Raw genomic sequence first — 17,166 nt, forward strand, 5'->3', positions numbered from 1 at the left:
ATTACTCACTCTTCACCCGCCTCTGGCATTTCATAGATAAAACCGCCATGCATTAAAATTTTATTAGCTCTGCGTAAACTCGCTACAATTTCACCAGCTTGATACACCGAAATTCGGTGCTCATTCACCAGAGTTTCAATGAGCTCATCTCGAAGAACTGCAGCATTTTTTTCGTCGCGATTGATCTTGCGCAGGTTTGCCTTGCGTACATCTAGCAATCGACCCAACGAGCGCAATGCGGGCTCATACCATGATTGTGTCCACTGAACTTGTTTATGCTCAGGCTTCTTTTGAATGGCCTTATTTGTGATCATGGAACCTCCGCTAAGGTTTGTTCTGCCTCTGTTAAACGGCGTTTTAGCTTTAGTTCCAGAGTTGAGGCATGACGGATCTCAACTGGATCCACAACAACAACGATCACGCCATTCGTTGTAACGCCAATACCACCCAGTGAGGTTGTGTACTCAACGGAAAGTAAATCAGCCGTATCAAAAGTACGATTTACAAGAGTCACTGGAGCGATTAGCACCACCGCATCCCCTTGTAAGAAATCCGAGATATTTTGCAGTGGTGTGGTTTTTACGTATGCATCATCAGGCGCTACACCTAACTCAAACTCTCGTTTTTCTACTTGAGCCACTAAACAGTGATTGCACTGTTCCTCTTTAAACTCTGGGCATTTGCCCTTGCACTTGTGTTGTGTTAAATTTGAATTGTTCATTTGACACCTCTAAAGTTGATGAATATGAAAAGCCTGATCTTGTACATCAGGCTTTTTCTTTTTGAGCATTTGCTGTGTACTTCTGCATTTGCTTAAGCGCTGCCTGATCCACTGCGGTAATCAACTCGATCAAGCCCTGGGTAATTTGGTGGATCTCTTCATATTCCGCTGGTGTAATTACCCCATCCTCGTAAGCCTCATACACAACGCGGTTTGCTTTTCCGCTCTTAATGTTGTGCTGCATCATTGCTTCAAAGATTGAAAGCTCATGATGTTTGCTTGAGTCGCAATCCACTGGTACTAATGCATATCCCATCTGATGCGCCCACACCTTTAAGATTTCAGGGTTCTGCGTATACATCATGATGGTTTCAAGCTTCTTTAAGCTCGGTAAATGATTTGGTTTGTCCTCGATGTGCTTGCACTACGTACTATCGCATTGAAGAAATAAAAGATGCACAGGAGCAAAGTCATGACTGAGCTTAACCACCCTTTAATCCGATATCACGGCGGTAAATTTCGTTTAGCTCATTGGGTAATTGCACAAATGCCCAACCATACTTGCTATACAGAAGTTTTCGGTGGTGCTGCAGGTGTTTTACTTCAAAAGCCAAGAGCTTATGCCGAAGTCTATAACGACCTTGACGGCGACATCGTTAATTTATTTAGAGTTCTCCGAGATGCTGAATTACGTGATCAACTAATTGAGCAACTAGTACTAACTCCATACAGTCGAGAAGAATTTGAAGATGCTTGGAGTGTGGCCACAACTGAAGTTGAACGTGCAAGACGGGTAATTATTCGTGCGCAAATGGGTTTTGGTTCCGCAGGAGCAACAAAAGGAATTACAGGTTTTCGTATTGATACTAAACGCCAATATGGTACAGCCCAATCATTATGGGCAACGTATCCTGAGCATCTGCAGCTAATAGGTCAGCGTTTAAGCTCAGTACTCATTGAAAACCGCCCTGCTGTTCAGGTTTTGAAAGACCATGATGCTTCTACGACACTACATTATGTGGATCCACCTTATGTACATGACACTCGGTATTCAGGGGCTAAGACTGGAAGAATATACCGTCATGAGATGGACGATAAGGATCATCTAGCTTTATTAAAAACATTGCTCGATCTAGAAGGTATGGTGATGCTATCAGGCTATCCGAGTGAACTTTACGATGACACCTTAAAAAGCTGGAAGCGTGTCGATACTAAAGCAAGAATTTCTGCTGGTCGCGGTACCGATGTTCGTACTGAATGTCTTTGGATTAATCCAGCTGCTCAACATCATGACCTATTTGGAGGTGCAGCTTGACTAATCTCCAACACATCGCCCAAGAGCTTGCCGAAGAGTTTGCACCACTCGTCATAGGCCAGTCGGGCACAACCAAAACATTCACGGCGGAGCAAGCCTCTGCCCTTTATCACATCCTTGTGGGTTTTGGATATAAGGATGAATGCACAGGCTTGGACACCAAATTGCCGTTTGAGTTAATTGATATTAAGAAGGAGGCACTATGAAAATTAAGCTTGATCAAATGACCCAAAAAGATAAAGACGACCGTTTACAGCGCTTTCTATCTGCAAGTGAACAGCAACTCTTTCCTCAGGAGGATATTGCAATCTATCTAACATGCTCTACACACACACTTCAGCGTTTACGCTGTACTGGTGGAGGTATCCCATATAGCAAAATTGGTCGAAGCGTGGTTTATAAGAAGTCAGATGTTTTGAAGTATCAGGAAAATCAGACCATTATGAATACGGCTCAACTCGCCTCCTAATCGAAGCAGTTGAGCTTCCCTTGATAGACGGCTTCAATATCATTCATTGCAAGCCGTAATTTTTTTATAGAAACCTGAACATAGCCCCCTGTTACATCATTCCTTGCCCCTGATCTATGATTGAGAAGTCTCTTGATTGTATAGGGCCCATAATCCAAGTTATTGCAAATAGTTGCAAATGTTCGTCTTAGATCATGCAGTGAAATTTCAATTCCAGTCTGATCACCTATTGTCCTTAACATACCTTGCGCGCCCGATATGTGTTTTGCACCAGATGTCATCTTGGAACCGGGAAAGACATACTCATTACACTTTAATTCATAGCGCTGTTTAATGATCTCAAACAAATGATCCCCCATCGGTAGTAGGTGATCATCTCCATTTTTTGGATCTTTAAACACAAACAAGCCTTTCTCCATATCCACATTCTCCCATTTCAATGTTTGGGCTTCATTCCGTCGACAACCGGTATACATTATAAATAACACAAGGTCGCGTACTGCATTCTTTGAGGCATCATCATATAAAGAACGCTCTGTGAAATAGTTAAGGACAGCGTTGTAGTAAGTGTGAATATTACTCTCGTCTAAATGTCGAGTTCTAACCTTAGCCTTATTCCATCCTCGCTTAGCAGGGATTACATCGACTGGGTTATGTTTAAGAATCGGATTCTCATCACTCGAACAATGAACTTGAGCAAAGCGCCAAATTGAACCAAACATCTTTAGTGTAAGGTTGGCTTGCGTTGGACTGTATTCAGTAAGCTTGATAAACCGATCAAACACTTCCTTTTTGGTGATTTCAAATATTGGTTTGGGCTTCCAATCTGATAAGAATGTATCTAGGCAATGGTTGTATGTATTGATGGATAGCTGTTTTAATTTTCTTTGTTTTAGGTATAGGCTGAAAGCTTGCTCTACTGTCATCTCACCTGAAAGTGCATCTTTCTTTTTCTCATAAACACCATTGGATATATCAGACAAAATACTTTGAGCTTTCTTTCGAGCTTCAACTGGTGTTATTTCATTTGTCTTGCCAATAGTCACACGGAACAATTTTCCTTCGTGACGGCGCTCGACGATATAAGACTTACTTTTGACTGTTGCCCGAACAGCAAAACCAATCAGATCAGAGTCGCGGTAGATCACTTGCCCTTTTTCAGTCAATGCAATAGCATCAACATTAGATTTGTTGAGTTTCATTTCAGACTTAAATACAAATTCGACACTTGCATTTTAAGTCCGAAATTACTCAACAGTCTACATATAATCTACACAAGACAACCCAATGCAGATTAAAAACAGAAATAAATAATAATAAACAATATCTTATATAAATATTAAGATTTCACTTATTAAAACTTCCAGTTATAGAACAAGTCTATTGCACGCTCTACTGATTGACTCGCCTCTAAGTACATTCGCTTATTCATTTGATAGCGTAAAGTCAATTTATTCACAGGAGTAAACACCCCCACACCATAACGAATATACAAATCAGGAGTGATATAACCCGTCAGACTCACTTGAGTATCATCGCCAGTCCCTTGCGCATCTAAAGCCAAACCACTTAATCCAAAAGTACGCCCAAGCTGATTGGTAAATGCGCGTGTTCCTCCCAAACCTAAACTAATTCCTGCTGCAGCAATAGTATTATTAACATCCGATTTGAAGCCTTCAGTTTGGCTTAAGCTACTAGAACCTTCATTAATTCGTCCAGTAAGTAATGCATTTAAAGCTTCTTGCTCAGACAAACCAGCATCGTTATACACTTGAATATTCGGGGAAGTTGCCGTACCTGTTACGCGCACTCCAACCGTACTGCCCTGTACGGCTTTGTTTGCATCAATATCTAAAGTTGGGTTACTTAGAGCGCCATTGAAACGCGCAATTGCACGGTTTAAATCTAAACTTTGACCATAGGCTTCAATTTTAACCCGTTGACTAACCCCAATTGCGCCATTGGCACGCATAGCAGTTTCTGCACCACGCTGTGACAAATACAAACGTCCTAATAATGGAATGCGACTGTTAAAGCCTTGGAAAATGACCTGATTACCTAAGCCAACCATGACATCAGCACGGATGTCCCAAGGCTTCGAGCTGTTTAAGATTGCTAACTGATTTTGCCCCTCTTTAACTATACGAACATCAGAAGATACATTCACCACAGGTACAGATGCCTCTGGCATTGAAATTAAAGCGCGGGGAACTTGAATTTCACCATTTAAAGTGAGTTTCTTACTTAATGGTAAAACATCAAGTGTAATTTTAGGTGTTACCAATGCCGTAATTAAAGGCGCTTGACGAATAAGTAAATTCTCACCATTCAGCTGTAACTGAATACGCGGATCATTCTTCCAGTCCACAGTTCCTGTTAATTTGCCAACCCCACGCCCACTATTAAACGCACCGTTGATTGTTGCTTGGTCTTGACGAATTGCTGAATAAAGCTGGATATTGGTCAAGTTCACTGGTAGTGAAATCATGCTAATTGACCCATCTTTTAAACGGACATCCCCCGTCAGTAATGGAGCTTTCAAAGTACCATTGATTTTACCTGCATAAGAAAGTGTCCCCCCCATAGAACGCACATCGGCTATGAATGGCTTAAAAACTTTGAGCTGTACTTGATCAAATGCGATTTCACCACGCATAGGCATGTTGTCACGGTATGGATCAATAACCACATTGGCATATCCCACGCCAATTTCAGGTGTTTTGACATCCAATCGGATTTGTAGACCTTCTGCCACACTTTTTGCAACCAAAGCCACTTGTTCATATTTTAGCGTTGAACCTAAGTCTTGTGGATCATCTGCAGCTAAGCCAATCACCCCATCACGAGTGACTAAACGAGCATCAATTTTCGGTTTAGCTCCTTGTGCCCAAACCGCTTTTGCATGCCCATTTAACTTACCTGTAATCGCTAGACCTTCAGGCATAAATGCAGCAAAATCATTTAAGTCTAAGTTTTGTGTTAAAAATGAAACATTACCACGCGTTTTGCTCACTCGAATTGGCTGATCAAAACAAAGTTGGCTTTGCTGACTCATCCAACAATGCGCACCAATCAACAAATCTGTATTAGAGCGACTATAAACGACTGAGGCATTTTGACGCTGAACCAAACGCGCGCGCACAGAGTCAAAATCACCCTTTTGAATTTGCCCTAACCAATCATTTTGACTATTAAAGCCACCAGCAAGTTGCACATAAAATTTAGACTTTTCATTTTTCGCAGTAACTTTTAATAAATGTGCTTTACGTGTTCCTGCAAGTGAAATTTCACCTTGTTGAATTTCACGATTACCACTACGCAAACTTTCCATTTTTGCCGTCATAAGTGACGGTGTCGTTTCTGATGTCGGCAACTGTCCAATAATACGCAATTTACGCATATCAATTAGATCTTTAAAGCCAAAATTATCCACCGCTAAGTTTGCTGTTGCTCTTAATCGGGGTTGGGACTGAACATTTAAATATCCGTATGCGCGACCACGCAAGCCTGCATAAATTTCATACAGCGCAGGTGCATTAATATTCAGTCTTAAATTTTGCGCATTACCAGTCGCTTGAAGTTGGTTTTTAGCATAAGACAACAGCAAGTTATTCGCTTCAAACTGCTGAGGTAAAAAGCCTTTTTGATTAGAATTTAATACCAAAGCCAAGTTACCTGTACCACGTACAGGTTTGTTATTCAGCATACCCGCTAGATTTAAACTTTCGATGTTAATTCGTTTTAAAGCATCCGACCATGTACCTTTCGTCTTCACGACACCTGACAGTTCACCTTGGACACTCGATGCAAAATACTGTGGTTTGAAACGAATGAATGCTGCATTTACATCCCAAGTGATGCCGTGAATAAAGTGCACCAAACCACTGGCATTAATTTGACCTGCAACTCCTTTATGCTTCAGTTCAGTTATTTTAATAAACTCAGGTGTTCCTGATAATCTTAGGTTTAATGTACCTTGACTGGCCTCAAGTTGACTGGCTTTTAAAGCCCCGTCATAGTTCACAGCATAACCTTTAAAGCCACCACCTGCTTTTTCATCATTAAATAATAATGCGGCGGTTGACTGACCAGTTAAGTGAACCGTTTCATTGTTGCTAACCATTTTTCCAGTCAGATCAATACCTTGTAATTGAATAATCTGTTGATTTGGTTTGGCATACCCACTAGCCTGAAGTTTGCCATTCAATAGATTAATCGGTGCTGCTTCTGTAACAGTTTGCGGATTAAAGTCTTTTGCGTTTAAAACGGCTTTCCATTTTAATTGACGTTTATCACTTGGAAGCTCAACAAATGCATTACCCGTTAAACTTCCTTGGCCTGCAACATAGCTAAAACTTGGAACATTTAAGTTATTATTTTTAAGATTTAACTGTGCAAGGTAATGACCCGCAGGTAAGGTCGCTTTTTCATGTTTACTCACAACAGTCGCAACATGAATATCTTGCTGACCTTCAACTAAAGCCAGTTTTACATCACCTGAAGCACTACTTAACCAGCCAACATAAGGTACGGCGCGATCAATATTTTTCCAAAAGACATCCATCAACATTGGCTGGACTTTATTATTTTTCTCTGGATTTTTGTCTAGCGCAAGATGCCATGATTCATAACGATCAAAGTCAAGATTTGCAGTTAAATGCAGGCCTTTTTCAAGTGTCCCCTTCGAGGAAATTTTGGCATCTAAGCTGGGCGGTAAAAAATCAGAAATAACTTGAGGCAATACATCATCTTTAGGATTTAGTTTATCCAAACGACCTTGTAAATTCCAAGTAATATGGTCTTTCCAACTCACCACACCACCGACATTAACAGAACCTTTCATCAACTGCGCATTTAGGTTATCAATGTCAAGTTGATGAACCAAATCGGTATGCATCAAAGCAGTGTATTGGCCTTTAGGAATGTCTTTACCACTCAAATCTGTGTTTAAGTCGATATCCAACCGCTGAATATCACCTGCAAATTTAGCAACACCTTTTTCAGCATACAATTTGTAATCGCTGAGCAGTGGCACATGGTAATGATTAAATTTGAGCTGTCCTTGCATCGGCACATGTTTACGTACGGGATGTATAATCGCCCAACCTGTTAGTAAGTCAGGCGTTCGGGTCGCAACACCCGCTTGAATGGTATCTAAACTACCTTTGGCATGAACGGCAATATCATGTACGTTTAAACTGTTATTTAAGGAAGGGATGTTTGCAATTGCTGTCGCTTCAAGCGGATATTTTCCTGAAAATTTCATTTTTCCAGTTGCATTACGTACAGCCAAATAACCCATATTCATACTTGACTTTTCAAACTCAAGCTCTGTACCCGACCATAAGGCATCATTTAAATGCACATCATAAAAATCAACGTGCGCACCTGTCGCAGTTTTAATATTTAAATGATCAACATCAGCTGTATCTAAGCGCAGTACAAAAGGAAGTTTAATTTCATTAAACTTAAATGGTTCATCGCTTGGCTCACCTTTGGTGATAATTCTAAGGTTACGAACATCAGCTTTGCGTAAATGAATTTCTTTATCTAATATAGCACGCCACCCTAAACTGACATCGGCACGATCAATTTTGACATCAACAGGCTTTAATGTGACCACTACATTTTTAAGAATAATACCTTTCCATAGATTACCGCTTTCATATTCATAGTTAATAATCTTTTGACGTTCTAATACTTGGTCGAGTAAAAACTTACTGCCTCTATCTGTAGAAAACATGACTGCAAGTGATATCACCAACAAGATGAGTGTCAACATCAGCGTCAAAATGACACTTCTAAAAATGCGCCGCTGTTGTTTTAACGGCGTAGGTGTTGGTTCTTGCTGCTGCTCTACTTCAGCCATAATCTTCCCAAAAAATGCTAAATTTTATAATAATGAACCGATAAAGAAATGTAGACGGATAGGATGACTGTCATCTGAAATCCCTGATGCTACATCAATACGAATTGGACCAATCGGTGATGCCCAACGAATGCCTAAACCAACACTGTACTCGGTGTCATTGCTAAAATCTTTATCATACGCATTACCAAAGTCACTAAAAATAGCTGCACGCCAGCCTTCCTTAAATTGATAGTTGTATTCCATTGACCCCACAGCTAAGGCTTGACCACCTACTTTGAATCCGTCCACAGTTGGAGATAAACTCTTATAATCAAAACCACGAATACCTTGGTCGCCGCCCGTAAAGTAACGTAAGTTATATGGTACTTTACTAAAGTCTTGAGTAAAGATATAACCGAGATCTCCACGTCCTACGAATTGGTGATTATCATTTTCACCCAATGAATAAATAAAACGCCATCCTGCATTCGCAATTGCCATGTCTGCATCTGAGAGTAGGCTTTCACTGCCTAGTTCAAGCTTATAAGTTTGTTTAATGCCCTTACTTGGATTGACACGTTTATCGCTATCAATTCTGGAAATTTCATAACCAAATAGCAGTGACTCTTGCTCAGGGTCATCATTTGCAATAAAGGCATCTGGAATATCGTCTTCATCTGCAACCCCTTTTTGGGTTAAACGATCTAAACGATAACGCACACCATAGGTATGTTGCCAATTTCCCATCGGATTTTTAATAACACGGTCTGCACCAATAACTGCTGATTCAGTTTGTAAACTTACGCCCTGTCCAACATCATCTTGTTCTTCACGCTCATACCCTCCCACAAGGCTCACATAGTCATTCAATGGATGCTTGTAGGGGATGTTATATCGACCATCAATAGACTGACGGATTTGTGAAAGTTCTAAGTTCGCATCAAAAGAGTGTCCACGATTGTTAACAATGGCACGACGATATTGCGCACGTAAACGAGCACCTGTATCACTACCATAACCAGCACCTAATTCAGCGCTATTCAATTGATCGGCATTTAATGTGACTTTAACGGGGATGACCTTTGTTTCTCGCGCTTCAAGTTTTAGGCGTTCTTCTTCGCTTTGTTTTAATTCTTGTGCAGTTTTTAGTGCCGCTTGTGCTTGATTTTGTTCTACATCATTCACACCTGCAAACTGAGTTTCGCTTACGACAGACTGGGTCACTTCACGGTTTGACACAATCTGTTGTTTTTCCTGAGCCAAAACATCTTGACGTGAAAGTTGCTGTTCATCGACCAATTTCTGCAAATCAGGAGGTAATTCGCTTGGCATTTCAACTGGATCTGGTCGAACAGCATCTACCAAACTATAGTTAAAGTAGCGTGAGTTGGTCAAATTATTAGCCAAACCATTTACACGCCAAAAGGTATAATCCGCTCCGGGCTCCCATGTCACTAGACTTTGTAAAACATCTAGATCAATTGGTAGCGGCTTATCCGGATCACTCATTACAAACTCTACGTCACCTAGCTTATAACGACTACCTGTCTCAAAACGCAGGTTAATATCTGCTGTATTTTGTGGCTGTTCCACTTTCACATCGTGTAAGCGCCAATAACTATCAAAGAAACCGTTATTACTTGCAGCCTCATTGACTCGTCCTTTAGTTGACTCATATAAGCCATGATTTAATACATCGCCTACATCTTGTTCAGGCAAAACCCGTATCACTTGAAACTGCGGTAAATTTGCACCTGCACCACTAAATTCAATGTTTTGCTCTTCGATACGAACGGGTGTATTCGGTGTGACTTGAACACGGACACGACTACTACTGGTTTTTTCAAACTTAAACTCAGCATTATAAAAACCAACCGCTTGCGCCGCTTGGTTGGACAGTGTACGGAGTTGCGGTAGTGCCGATGGAAAATCATCAAAAGATTCTTGGGTAAAACTCGAGAGCTTACCCTTAATATTGTCTTTTAAATTAACCAATGCTGCCTGATAAGCTTTATTCGATATCTCGCCCTCATATTTTGCATTGATAATTTCAACATCAGCACTGATCCGTGGAACTTTGGCGCTATCCATTTCTTTTGGTGGTCGAATCTTATAGAGCATGCGTTTAAAGAAGTTCGGTTCTTTGGCGATTTTCTCTTCGGTGCTCATGTCAAAATCTAAGGTATTTCCCGCTGTATTTGCCTCTACCGAAATTTGACTATCTGCTTGAATATTTCGCATCAAATCGTCGACATTAACAGGTGCTTGATTAATCTCAGCCATTTCCTGCTGTGTCGCATCTGCCACGACAAGCTCTTTCTTTTGACCACTGCGGTAGGCCTGTGCTTCTGCTTTGGCTTGCTCTGCTACCTGATAAATATCATTTGCCATATTCTGATCTACTTGAACATCAGGCAAATCCTCAAGGTCTTCAAATTGAATCGGTGCAAATTCAGCTAAGTTTTTTAAAGCGGTTTGTTGCTGTTGCAACATTTGCATACTGTCTAGAACAGTAGGTTCAACCGCCATATTTTTAACTTTCTGTAATTCCTCGGTACTGCTCATACCCTGAAGAATCGCTTCTTTTTTAATTTCCTCAGTCATTTGCGCATTCGTTTGCGTATCCACTTGCACACTGCTTGGCTCAATGGCAACGGGCGTTTCTGCAAAACTTGCTTGTGACAAAAGCGTTAAAAAGATACTCAGGCATAAATATTTATTGTTATGATGCCACGGTATGAAAGAATTCATACTCAATGAAAGAGTCGACTTTTTAAAATTTGTTTTGGCAAGCATAGAAAACTCTAAATTTATTTAATCTTTATGGATTTGCTCTAATGAAATGACCCAAAAGAACTGAAATCTATTGATTATTTTACCCAATTTCAGGTTTTAAATATCTTACATGATTTTATTGAACGATTGAGCAATTAGTCACATTTCTTAATAAAACTTAATGCAGTGCAAAAAGCATGAAAAACAATGAACATCTATTAAGTACCCGTCGCTTTCTTCCCATGTTTATTACCCAATTCTTTGGTGCATTAAACGACAATGTTTATAAACAAGCTTTGCTTTTAGTCATTACTTATGGATGGATTAATCAACAAGCAGCCAGTGTAAGTACACTCAATAATCTAGCTGCACTTTTATTTATCCTACCTTACTTTATTTTCTCCGCAACAGCAGGACAAATTGCTGACAAATTTGAACGCTCACAGTTGATTCGCAGCATTAAAATTTTAGAAATTGTGATTATGCTGATTGGCTCAGCAGGATTCTTATTGGGAAATCTATGGTTGCTGTTGTTGGCTTTATTTATGATGGGCACACACTCCACCTTCTTTGGCCCAATCAAATACGCCATTTTACCTGAGATTCTCAAGCCAAATGAACTCATGTCTGGCAACGCATTGTTCCAATCAGGTACATCTATTGCCATATTGGTGGGCATGATTTTAGGTGGTGCGGTCATTTCAGCGTCAAATGGCAATTTGTTTTGGATTAGCCTGACTGTGGTTACGATTGCTATTTTGGGTTATTTCTCTAGCCGCTATATTTTAAAACAAAAAGTCAGCGCACCCGATTTAAAGATTGACTGGAATTTCTTTAGAACGAGTTTTCAAACACTTCAATATGCCAAAAGCCTGCCCCTCATTTTTATGGTTTTACTGGGGAATTCATGGTATTGGTTTTATGGGGCGACCTACCTCACTCAAATTCCGCAGTTGACCTTGCAAAATTTACACGCTTCAGAAAATGTCGTAAGTCTACTCTTGACCTTTTTCTCTGTCGGCATTGGGGTCGGTTCGCTGTTATGCCGTAAGATTGGTGGTTCAGAAGTAAATATAAAAATGGTGCCTGTGGGTGCTATTGGACTGACTCTATTTGCCTTTTATTTGGCCTTGAGTCTCGCTTATGTCCCAGAACGCACAGGGGCAATGCTCAATGTTAGCGATATGTTCAACCACGGTATGGTTTACTATCATGTCATGCTCGCAGTGACTTTGCTTGGCATCAGTGGTGGTTTTTATATCGTACCCTTGTATGCCATGATGCAAGCGTATTCTCCGCGGTCACACCGTGCACGTGTTGTTGCCGCAAACAACATTTTAAATGCGGTGTTTATGGTGTCATCTGCTGTATTTTCGATTATCATTTTAAGTGTTTTAAAGATTGATATTAAAATACTTTTCAGCATTACCGCTATATTGAGTGCAGTTTTTACAGTATGGTTGTTATATCGACTTAAACCTATGCTAAAAACTGTACAACCTGAGTTAGAGGACTAAAGTTATGCGTCATTACACTGGCATAGATAAATTTATCAATTCTTTTGATCAAGCCCTGCGCAGCTTAGTTCCTGGCACAACGTCTGCTCAACGCGAGAACCCAGGTAAGGCGGTAGAAACCCAACTGGCCGTCAGTGAAGCGCGTCATGTTGCTGGTTTAATGCGAGTCAACCATAGTGGCGAAGTCTGTGCTCAAGCGCTCTATCATGGTCAGGCCTTAACTGCAAAACTGCCAAATGTACGCCGTGAAATGGAACAAGCCGCGATTGAAGAACAAGACCATCTCGCATGGTGTGAAGACCGCTTAAAAGAACTGGATAGCCATACCAGTCTGCTCAATCCAATTTGGTATGGTTTGTCTTTTGGTATGGGCGCAATCGCAGGCATTGCAGGCGATAAATATAGCTTAGGTTTTGTTGCAGAAACGGAGCGCCAAGTCAGTCTGCATTTACAACACCACATCAGCCAACTCCCTGCTCAAGATGATCGTTCACGCAATATCCTTGTACAAATGAATGAAGATGAATTACATCACCGTGATACAGCACTAAATGCTGGCGGTGTCGATTTACCTATTCCTGTCAAAATCACCATGACGGCTATATCAAAACTCATGACCAAGACCAGTTATTTTATTTAAACAACAAGGGTTTAAATAAAAAAGCAGTGGAATCACCACTGCTTTTTTATTGACTTAGTGCTGAGTTATTCCACAACGATCGGCAACAATAAGGTATTGCTTACTTGTTTCAAATTCGCTGTATATTTAGTTGCCAATGAAGGGTTGGATGGATAACTTTTTCCGTTGAACTTGAGTATGACCTGTCCTAAACCACGTGTGTAAACCGACAAATCATGCCAACCTTGCGTCTGTGTACTTAAAGCATAAATTGGGGTAGATGATACGGTCATTTTGCTATGTGGTTGGAAGCGTCCATTAGCAAGTCCTTTAAAGACCAATAAAGTACATCCACCAGAACCACACCATTCTGAACCATCCAGCAGTACCACTGCATCAGCCAGACCATCCTGATTCAAATCAAAAGTATTAGTTTGATAATTTGACTGATCTTGCGTATAGGCATGCACCGCCTGCTCTAGCGCTTTATTTTCAGCAGATTTCGATGCTGAGACTTCATTCCCAACTGTACTTGTCACTACTGAAGTCAGATCTGATTCCGCTTCAACCATGTTTGATGGATTTGATTGACAACCCGCTACAAGCATTGCTAAAAAAAGCGCACTCAAAATTTGTATTTTCATGAAATAACTCGCTTTGAATTGTATTTTTATATACATCTTAAAGCAGTTATAAATGCAATCACACTTCAATATGTTAATTGGTTTCTAAACAACTGACCGTTGGAAATGTATGCTCTGCATGTTGAAAGGCAGCATCCTTCCACACATCAAACATTGGAATTTTAACATCTAAAGCCAAAGGCAGTTTCTTAGGATTAAATTGCATATGCTCTAGGTTGTCACCCCATGCAATCAAATCAACATCCAAAGCAATTTGATGCGATGGACGAATTCGTCCAGAGGCATTTTCCATTTTTTTCAGCAGGACTGAAATCTCAGAAGCAGACAAAGTTGATTTCAGCAAACACGCTGCATTCCAATAATCTGCTCCGACACCATCACGACATGGAATTAAATAAATGTTCGAAAATTGCAGCTGCCCAATTTTAGATAACTCATCAGAGGCATATAAAAAATGTTGCTGAGGGTTATTATTACTCGCCAGAGCTAAGGCGAAAATCGTTTCGGTGGCGTTCAAGACGAATTCCTACAGAATTTGCTTGCGCGATAATGGCAGGCTTACGGATGGTAATATTAATTGATTCAATCGCATGAAAGGTAGAAAAAAGTGCGTTGATGACCAACTTTGCCGCATGTTCAATCAGTTCAGGCTTGGCTTCTTGAATAACCTTTGCCGCGATTTCACAAATTTCAGCATAATTTAAGGTATGGTCTAAGTCATCTGAGTTTGATGCTTGCTCCAAATCTGTTTGAATAATCATATCCAACATTAAAGGCTGAATAATCTGACGTTCCCAGTTAAAACAGCCAATCACTGTTTCAACTTTTAAGCCTTCAATGATAATTGCGTCCACATTATTACCTTTAACCGATTTTGACTTTTAATTCCTGCATTACGAAACCATGTTTCTCATCCGTTTAACAGGAAAGCGTTTTTCAGTCCCTCTTTTCAAAAGAAGGACTGAAAGGGATTTTTTGGAGAATGTGCTTCAAAAGAATTTAGTTTTTTAACAACACATTTGGGTCGATAGTTTGCACCATTTGCAAACGCTGGTCAGCATAGATGTCGGTATACGGTGCAAGGATGCGCATGAAACGATCGAAATACAGCATCTGTTTAAATAACAAGGCAAAATCACGTGGGAAGCGAATGCCGTGACGCTCGCCCACTGCGACCATATCCATCATAATGTCATTCAAATCTGCTGGGTTTGAACTCAGCAATTCTTGCGGATCTGCCAACAGCACACCACTAAATAAACGCTCAAGATCTGCGGCCAACACTTGCGTATCAATCTGCACTGCGGTCATGCCCATTTTCAGCATGTTTTCCGCCATGAGTGCATAATCGGTTTTTTGTAAGGCATCCATAAAGGCGATACAAGCTGTCCAGACTTCAGGTTTCAACTGGCCCACAATTCCAAAGTCAATAAAACCGACACGACCATCATCAAGCAACATCAAGTTTCCAGCGTGTAAGTCAGCATGGAAGCTATTACACATCATCAGACTACCAAACCATGTATTCATGGCAGTAATCAGGACTTGTGATGGATCTTTGCAACGCTGTTTCACCACATTAAAATCGGTTAATGGTACACCATATAACCGTTGCATGGTCAGCACACGGCGAGTCGAATATTGGTGATAGACCTTCGGTGCCATGGCTTTATGGTTTTGTGTGATATTGAGATAATTCACAAAGTCATCCAGATTACTGGCTTCTTCAATAAAATCGACTTCACGAACCATGCGGGTTTTAATTTCTTCCACAATGTCTGCAAGAGATGCAAATTTGACTTTAGGCACCGCTTTTTCCAAGACCTTGGTTGCCCAGTGCAGCACATTTAAGTCAGTATAGAGAATTGTTTCTACACCTGGCTTTTGCACTTTAATCACTACATCTTCGCCCGTTACCAGTTTTGCGGCATGGACTTGGGCAATAGATGCCGAAGCTAACGGTGTTTCATCAATTGATGCAAAAATCTCAGACAGATTTCGACCTTCAAACTCAGACGCCAAAACCCCTTGTACATAACTAAACGGTAAAGATGGGGTTTGGTCTAAACAGCCTTGGAATTCTTCAACGTATTCACGTGGAAAAAGTGAAGGTGTACTGGCAATAAACTGACCCAGCTTGATATAGGTTGAACCCAAAGACTCAAAGGTTTCACGCATCAGTTTGGCATTACTTGGTTTTTCAGTTGCGTACTTAATACCTGCACGCGCTGCAATGACTGCTGTTTCCCCAACACGGGCAACAGAGCGCAGTCCATCTAAAAAGATATTGTTTTTCATAATATCGGTCAAAAATAAATTGTATTGAGTGTATCAAAGAATGAAAAAATTGCAGGCTTATCTTGCCTGACAAACTGGACAATCTGTATCTTTTTCGAAAGCAAGCAAACGTTGTTTCATACTTAAGCCATCCCAAAGCAACAGGCGTTGTTTGAGTGCGGAGACATTTAAACCCAAGTATAAAAGTGCATGATGCGCTTGAAGACTAGCCATCACGTTAGGGGTGGTAGCTAAAACGCCCGAATCTGCACAGCGTAGGCTTTCATTCGCATGTTCTTCTTTCGGGAACAGACATTCATAACAAGCAGACTCGCCTTCCACCATAAACAGTTGCCCTTGAAAACCAATGGCCGATGCACTGATGAGTGGAATATTGGCCGCTTTACACTGCTGATTGACCAAATACCGCGTCGTAAAATTATCACAACCATCAAGAACTAGGTCTTGACCAACAATTAAGCGAGCTGCATTAGATGTATCAAGCTTTACAGTATGCGCATGGACTTGGATATAGGGATTGATCTGCTTTAAACGCTGGGCCAAAACCTCTGCTTTATAGAAACCGACATTGTTTTCTACATAGGCAATCTGTCTTTGCAGATTGCTTACTTCGATCGTATCTGCATCAATCAGAGTGATTTGCCCTACGCCAGCACGTGCCAGTAACTCCGCAGTCAAACAACCGATGCCTCCACAACCCACGATAAGGACGTTGGCCAACTTGAGTTTTTCTTGTGCCTCTATATCCCATCCGTCCAATAAAATTTGGCGGCTATAGAGATGCATTTCAGCATTACTGAGTTCTAGACTTTCATCTAACTCGTCCATGATTCAGCCTTTTGCTAAAGAAAATATTGATGTCGAATTATAACCATGAAACTAAGATTGGCTATGCACAAATTCAATAAATGCGATGTGCTTTAAATGGCTCATCTTTTCATTTTTAAGTTACGGATA

At 40.7% G+C, this 17,166-nt stretch carries 15 protein-coding genes and 1 pseudogene; 5 read left to right on the plus strand and 11 right to left on the minus strand.

All coding sequences use genetic code 11. The annotated features are described in order from the left end of the window. Window positions 1-5: 5 nt before the first annotated feature. The 3 genes and pseudogenes from GBI16_RS05450 to GBI16_RS05460 form a co-directional block, all read right to left on the minus strand. Complete coding sequence (locus GBI16_RS05450; RefSeq protein WP_151706682.1) at window positions 6-314, minus strand: hypothetical protein; 309 nt, start codon at window positions 312-314, stop codon at window positions 6-8. Next, window positions 311-721 carry a hypothetical protein gene (locus GBI16_RS18905; protein WP_228267814.1) on the minus strand — a complete coding sequence of 137 codons (411 nt, stop codon included), beginning with the start codon at window positions 719-721 and terminating at the stop codon, window positions 311-313. The genes GBI16_RS05450 and GBI16_RS18905 overlap by 4 nt, the downstream gene beginning before the upstream one ends. A 46-nt stretch (window positions 722-767) precedes the next feature. Continuing rightward, window positions 768-1,124, minus strand: a pseudogene (locus GBI16_RS05460) (phage regulatory CII family protein); the annotation flags it as partial. 69 nt (window positions 1,125-1,193) lie between these two features. Here GBI16_RS05460 and GBI16_RS05465 point away from each other — a divergent pair. The 3 genes from GBI16_RS05465 to GBI16_RS05475 are packed head-to-tail and all read left to right on the plus strand — an operon-like array spanning window position 1,194 to window position 2,505. Then, the gene (locus tag GBI16_RS05465; protein WP_151706683.1) at window positions 1,194-2,036 is read left to right on the plus strand and encodes a DNA adenine methylase; all 843 of its coding nucleotides are present in this window, start codon (window positions 1,194-1,196) and stop codon (window positions 2,034-2,036) included. Then, on the plus strand, window positions 2,033-2,242 hold the full coding sequence (locus tag GBI16_RS05470; RefSeq protein WP_151706684.1) for a hypothetical protein: 210 nt from the start codon (window positions 2,033-2,035) through the stop codon (window positions 2,240-2,242). The genes GBI16_RS05465 and GBI16_RS05470 overlap by 4 nt, the downstream gene beginning before the upstream one ends. Beyond that, on the plus strand, window positions 2,239-2,505 hold the full coding sequence (locus tag GBI16_RS05475) for a helix-turn-helix domain-containing protein (RefSeq protein ID WP_119062888.1): 267 nt from the start codon (window positions 2,239-2,241) through the stop codon (window positions 2,503-2,505). Before GBI16_RS05470 ends, GBI16_RS05475 begins: the two co-directional genes overlap by 4 nt. On the opposite strand, the gene GBI16_RS05480 is transcribed toward GBI16_RS05475, so the two are convergent. From GBI16_RS05480 to GBI16_RS05490, 3 genes are all read right to left on the minus strand, one after another. Then, complete coding sequence (locus GBI16_RS05480; protein ID WP_151706685.1) at window positions 2,502-3,707, minus strand: integrase family protein; 1,206 nt, start codon at window positions 3,705-3,707, stop codon at window positions 2,502-2,504. The genes GBI16_RS05475 and GBI16_RS05480 overlap by 4 nt on opposite strands. A 152-nt stretch (window positions 3,708-3,859) precedes the next feature. Further along, window positions 3,860-8,374, minus strand: coding sequence for a translocation/assembly module TamB domain-containing protein (locus GBI16_RS05485; RefSeq protein WP_151706686.1), 4,515 nt, complete (start codon window positions 8,372-8,374; stop codon window positions 3,860-3,862). A gap of 24 nt (window positions 8,375-8,398) precedes the next feature. Continuing rightward, complete coding sequence (locus GBI16_RS05490) at window positions 8,399-11,152, minus strand: autotransporter assembly complex family protein (protein WP_151706687.1); 2,754 nt, start codon at window positions 11,150-11,152, stop codon at window positions 8,399-8,401. Window positions 11,153-11,328: 176 nt separating this feature from the next. Here GBI16_RS05490 and GBI16_RS05495 point away from each other — a divergent pair, with 176 nt between their 5' ends. Together GBI16_RS05495 and coq7 are read left to right on the plus strand one after the other, a co-directional pair. Then, window positions 11,329-12,648, plus strand: a complete 1,320-nt coding sequence (locus GBI16_RS05495; protein WP_151706688.1) for an MFS transporter — start codon at window positions 11,329-11,331, stop codon at window positions 12,646-12,648. A gap of 4 nt (window positions 12,649-12,652) precedes the next feature. After that, window positions 12,653-13,288 carry a 2-polyprenyl-3-methyl-6-methoxy-1,4-benzoquinone monooxygenase gene (coq7, locus tag GBI16_RS05500; RefSeq protein ID WP_004696505.1) on the plus strand — a complete coding sequence of 212 codons (636 nt, stop codon included), beginning with the start codon at window positions 12,653-12,655 and terminating at the stop codon, window positions 13,286-13,288. Between the two features lie 65 nt (window positions 13,289-13,353). Here coq7 and GBI16_RS05505 read toward each other — a convergent pair whose 3' ends face one another. The 5 genes from GBI16_RS05505 to GBI16_RS05525 all read right to left on the minus strand — a co-directional run bounded on the left by GBI16_RS05505 (window position 13,354) and on the right by GBI16_RS05525 (window position 17,037). Continuing rightward, on the minus strand, window positions 13,354-13,911 hold the full coding sequence (locus GBI16_RS05505; protein ID WP_228199368.1) for a hypothetical protein: 558 nt from the start codon (window positions 13,909-13,911) through the stop codon (window positions 13,354-13,356). A 73-nt stretch (window positions 13,912-13,984) separates the two neighbouring features. Next, complete coding sequence (locus GBI16_RS05510) at window positions 13,985-14,428, minus strand: 2-amino-4-hydroxy-6-hydroxymethyldihydropteridine diphosphokinase (RefSeq protein WP_151706689.1); 444 nt, start codon at window positions 14,426-14,428, stop codon at window positions 13,985-13,987. Continuing rightward, window positions 14,385-14,765, minus strand: a complete 381-nt coding sequence (gene folB, locus GBI16_RS05515; protein WP_151706690.1) for a dihydroneopterin aldolase — start codon at window positions 14,763-14,765, stop codon at window positions 14,385-14,387. The genes GBI16_RS05510 and folB overlap by 44 nt, the downstream gene beginning before the upstream one ends. A gap of 145 nt (window positions 14,766-14,910) precedes the next feature. After that, the gene (locus GBI16_RS05520) at window positions 14,911-16,209 is read right to left on the minus strand and encodes an AarF/ABC1/UbiB kinase family protein (RefSeq protein ID WP_110974157.1); all 1,299 of its coding nucleotides are present in this window, start codon (window positions 16,207-16,209) and stop codon (window positions 14,911-14,913) included. 57 nt (window positions 16,210-16,266) lie between these two features. Next, window positions 16,267-17,037: a HesA/MoeB/ThiF family protein gene (locus GBI16_RS05525; protein ID WP_151706691.1), complete on the minus strand. Its 771-nt coding sequence runs from the start codon at window positions 17,035-17,037 to the stop codon at window positions 16,267-16,269. Window positions 17,038-17,166: the final 129 nt, after the last annotated feature.

Origin of the sequence: Acinetobacter sp. TUM15064 (assembly GCF_008980265.1) — a bacterium.
Lineage (GTDB): Bacteria > Pseudomonadota > Gammaproteobacteria > Pseudomonadales > Moraxellaceae > Acinetobacter.

Coding starts and splice junctions, on each gene's coding strand:
- GBI16_RS05450 (WP_151706682.1), bottom strand. CDS start 314: ATGATCACAAATAAGGCCATTCAAAAGAAGCCTGAGCATAAACAAGTT.
- GBI16_RS18905 (WP_228267814.1), bottom strand. CDS start 721: ATGAACAATTCAAATTTAACACAACACAAGTGCAAGGGCAAATGCCCA.
- GBI16_RS05465 (WP_151706683.1), top strand. CDS start 1,194: ATGACTGAGCTTAACCACCCTTTAATCCGATATCACGGCGGTAAATTT.
- GBI16_RS05475 (WP_119062888.1), top strand. CDS start 2,239: ATGAAAATTAAGCTTGATCAAATGACCCAAAAAGATAAAGACGACCGT.
- GBI16_RS05480 (WP_151706685.1), bottom strand. CDS start 3,707: ATGAAACTCAACAAATCTAATGTTGATGCTATTGCATTGACTGAAAAA.
- GBI16_RS05485 (WP_151706686.1), bottom strand. CDS start 8,374: ATGGCTGAAGTAGAGCAGCAGCAAGAACCAACACCTACGCCGTTAAAA.
- GBI16_RS05490 (WP_151706687.1), bottom strand. CDS start 11,152: ATGCTTGCCAAAACAAATTTTAAAAAGTCGACTCTTTCATTGAGTATG.
- GBI16_RS05495 (WP_151706688.1), top strand. CDS start 11,329: ATGAAAAACAATGAACATCTATTAAGTACCCGTCGCTTTCTTCCCATG.
- coq7 (WP_004696505.1), top strand. CDS start 12,653: ATGCGTCATTACACTGGCATAGATAAATTTATCAATTCTTTTGATCAA.
- GBI16_RS05505 (WP_228199368.1), bottom strand. CDS start 13,911: ATGAAAATACAAATTTTGAGTGCGCTTTTTTTAGCAATGCTTGTAGCG.
- GBI16_RS05520 (WP_110974157.1), bottom strand. CDS start 16,209: ATGAAAAACAATATCTTTTTAGATGGACTGCGCTCTGTTGCCCGTGTT.
- GBI16_RS05525 (WP_151706691.1), bottom strand. CDS start 17,037: ATGGACGAGTTAGATGAAAGTCTAGAACTCAGTAATGCTGAAATGCAT.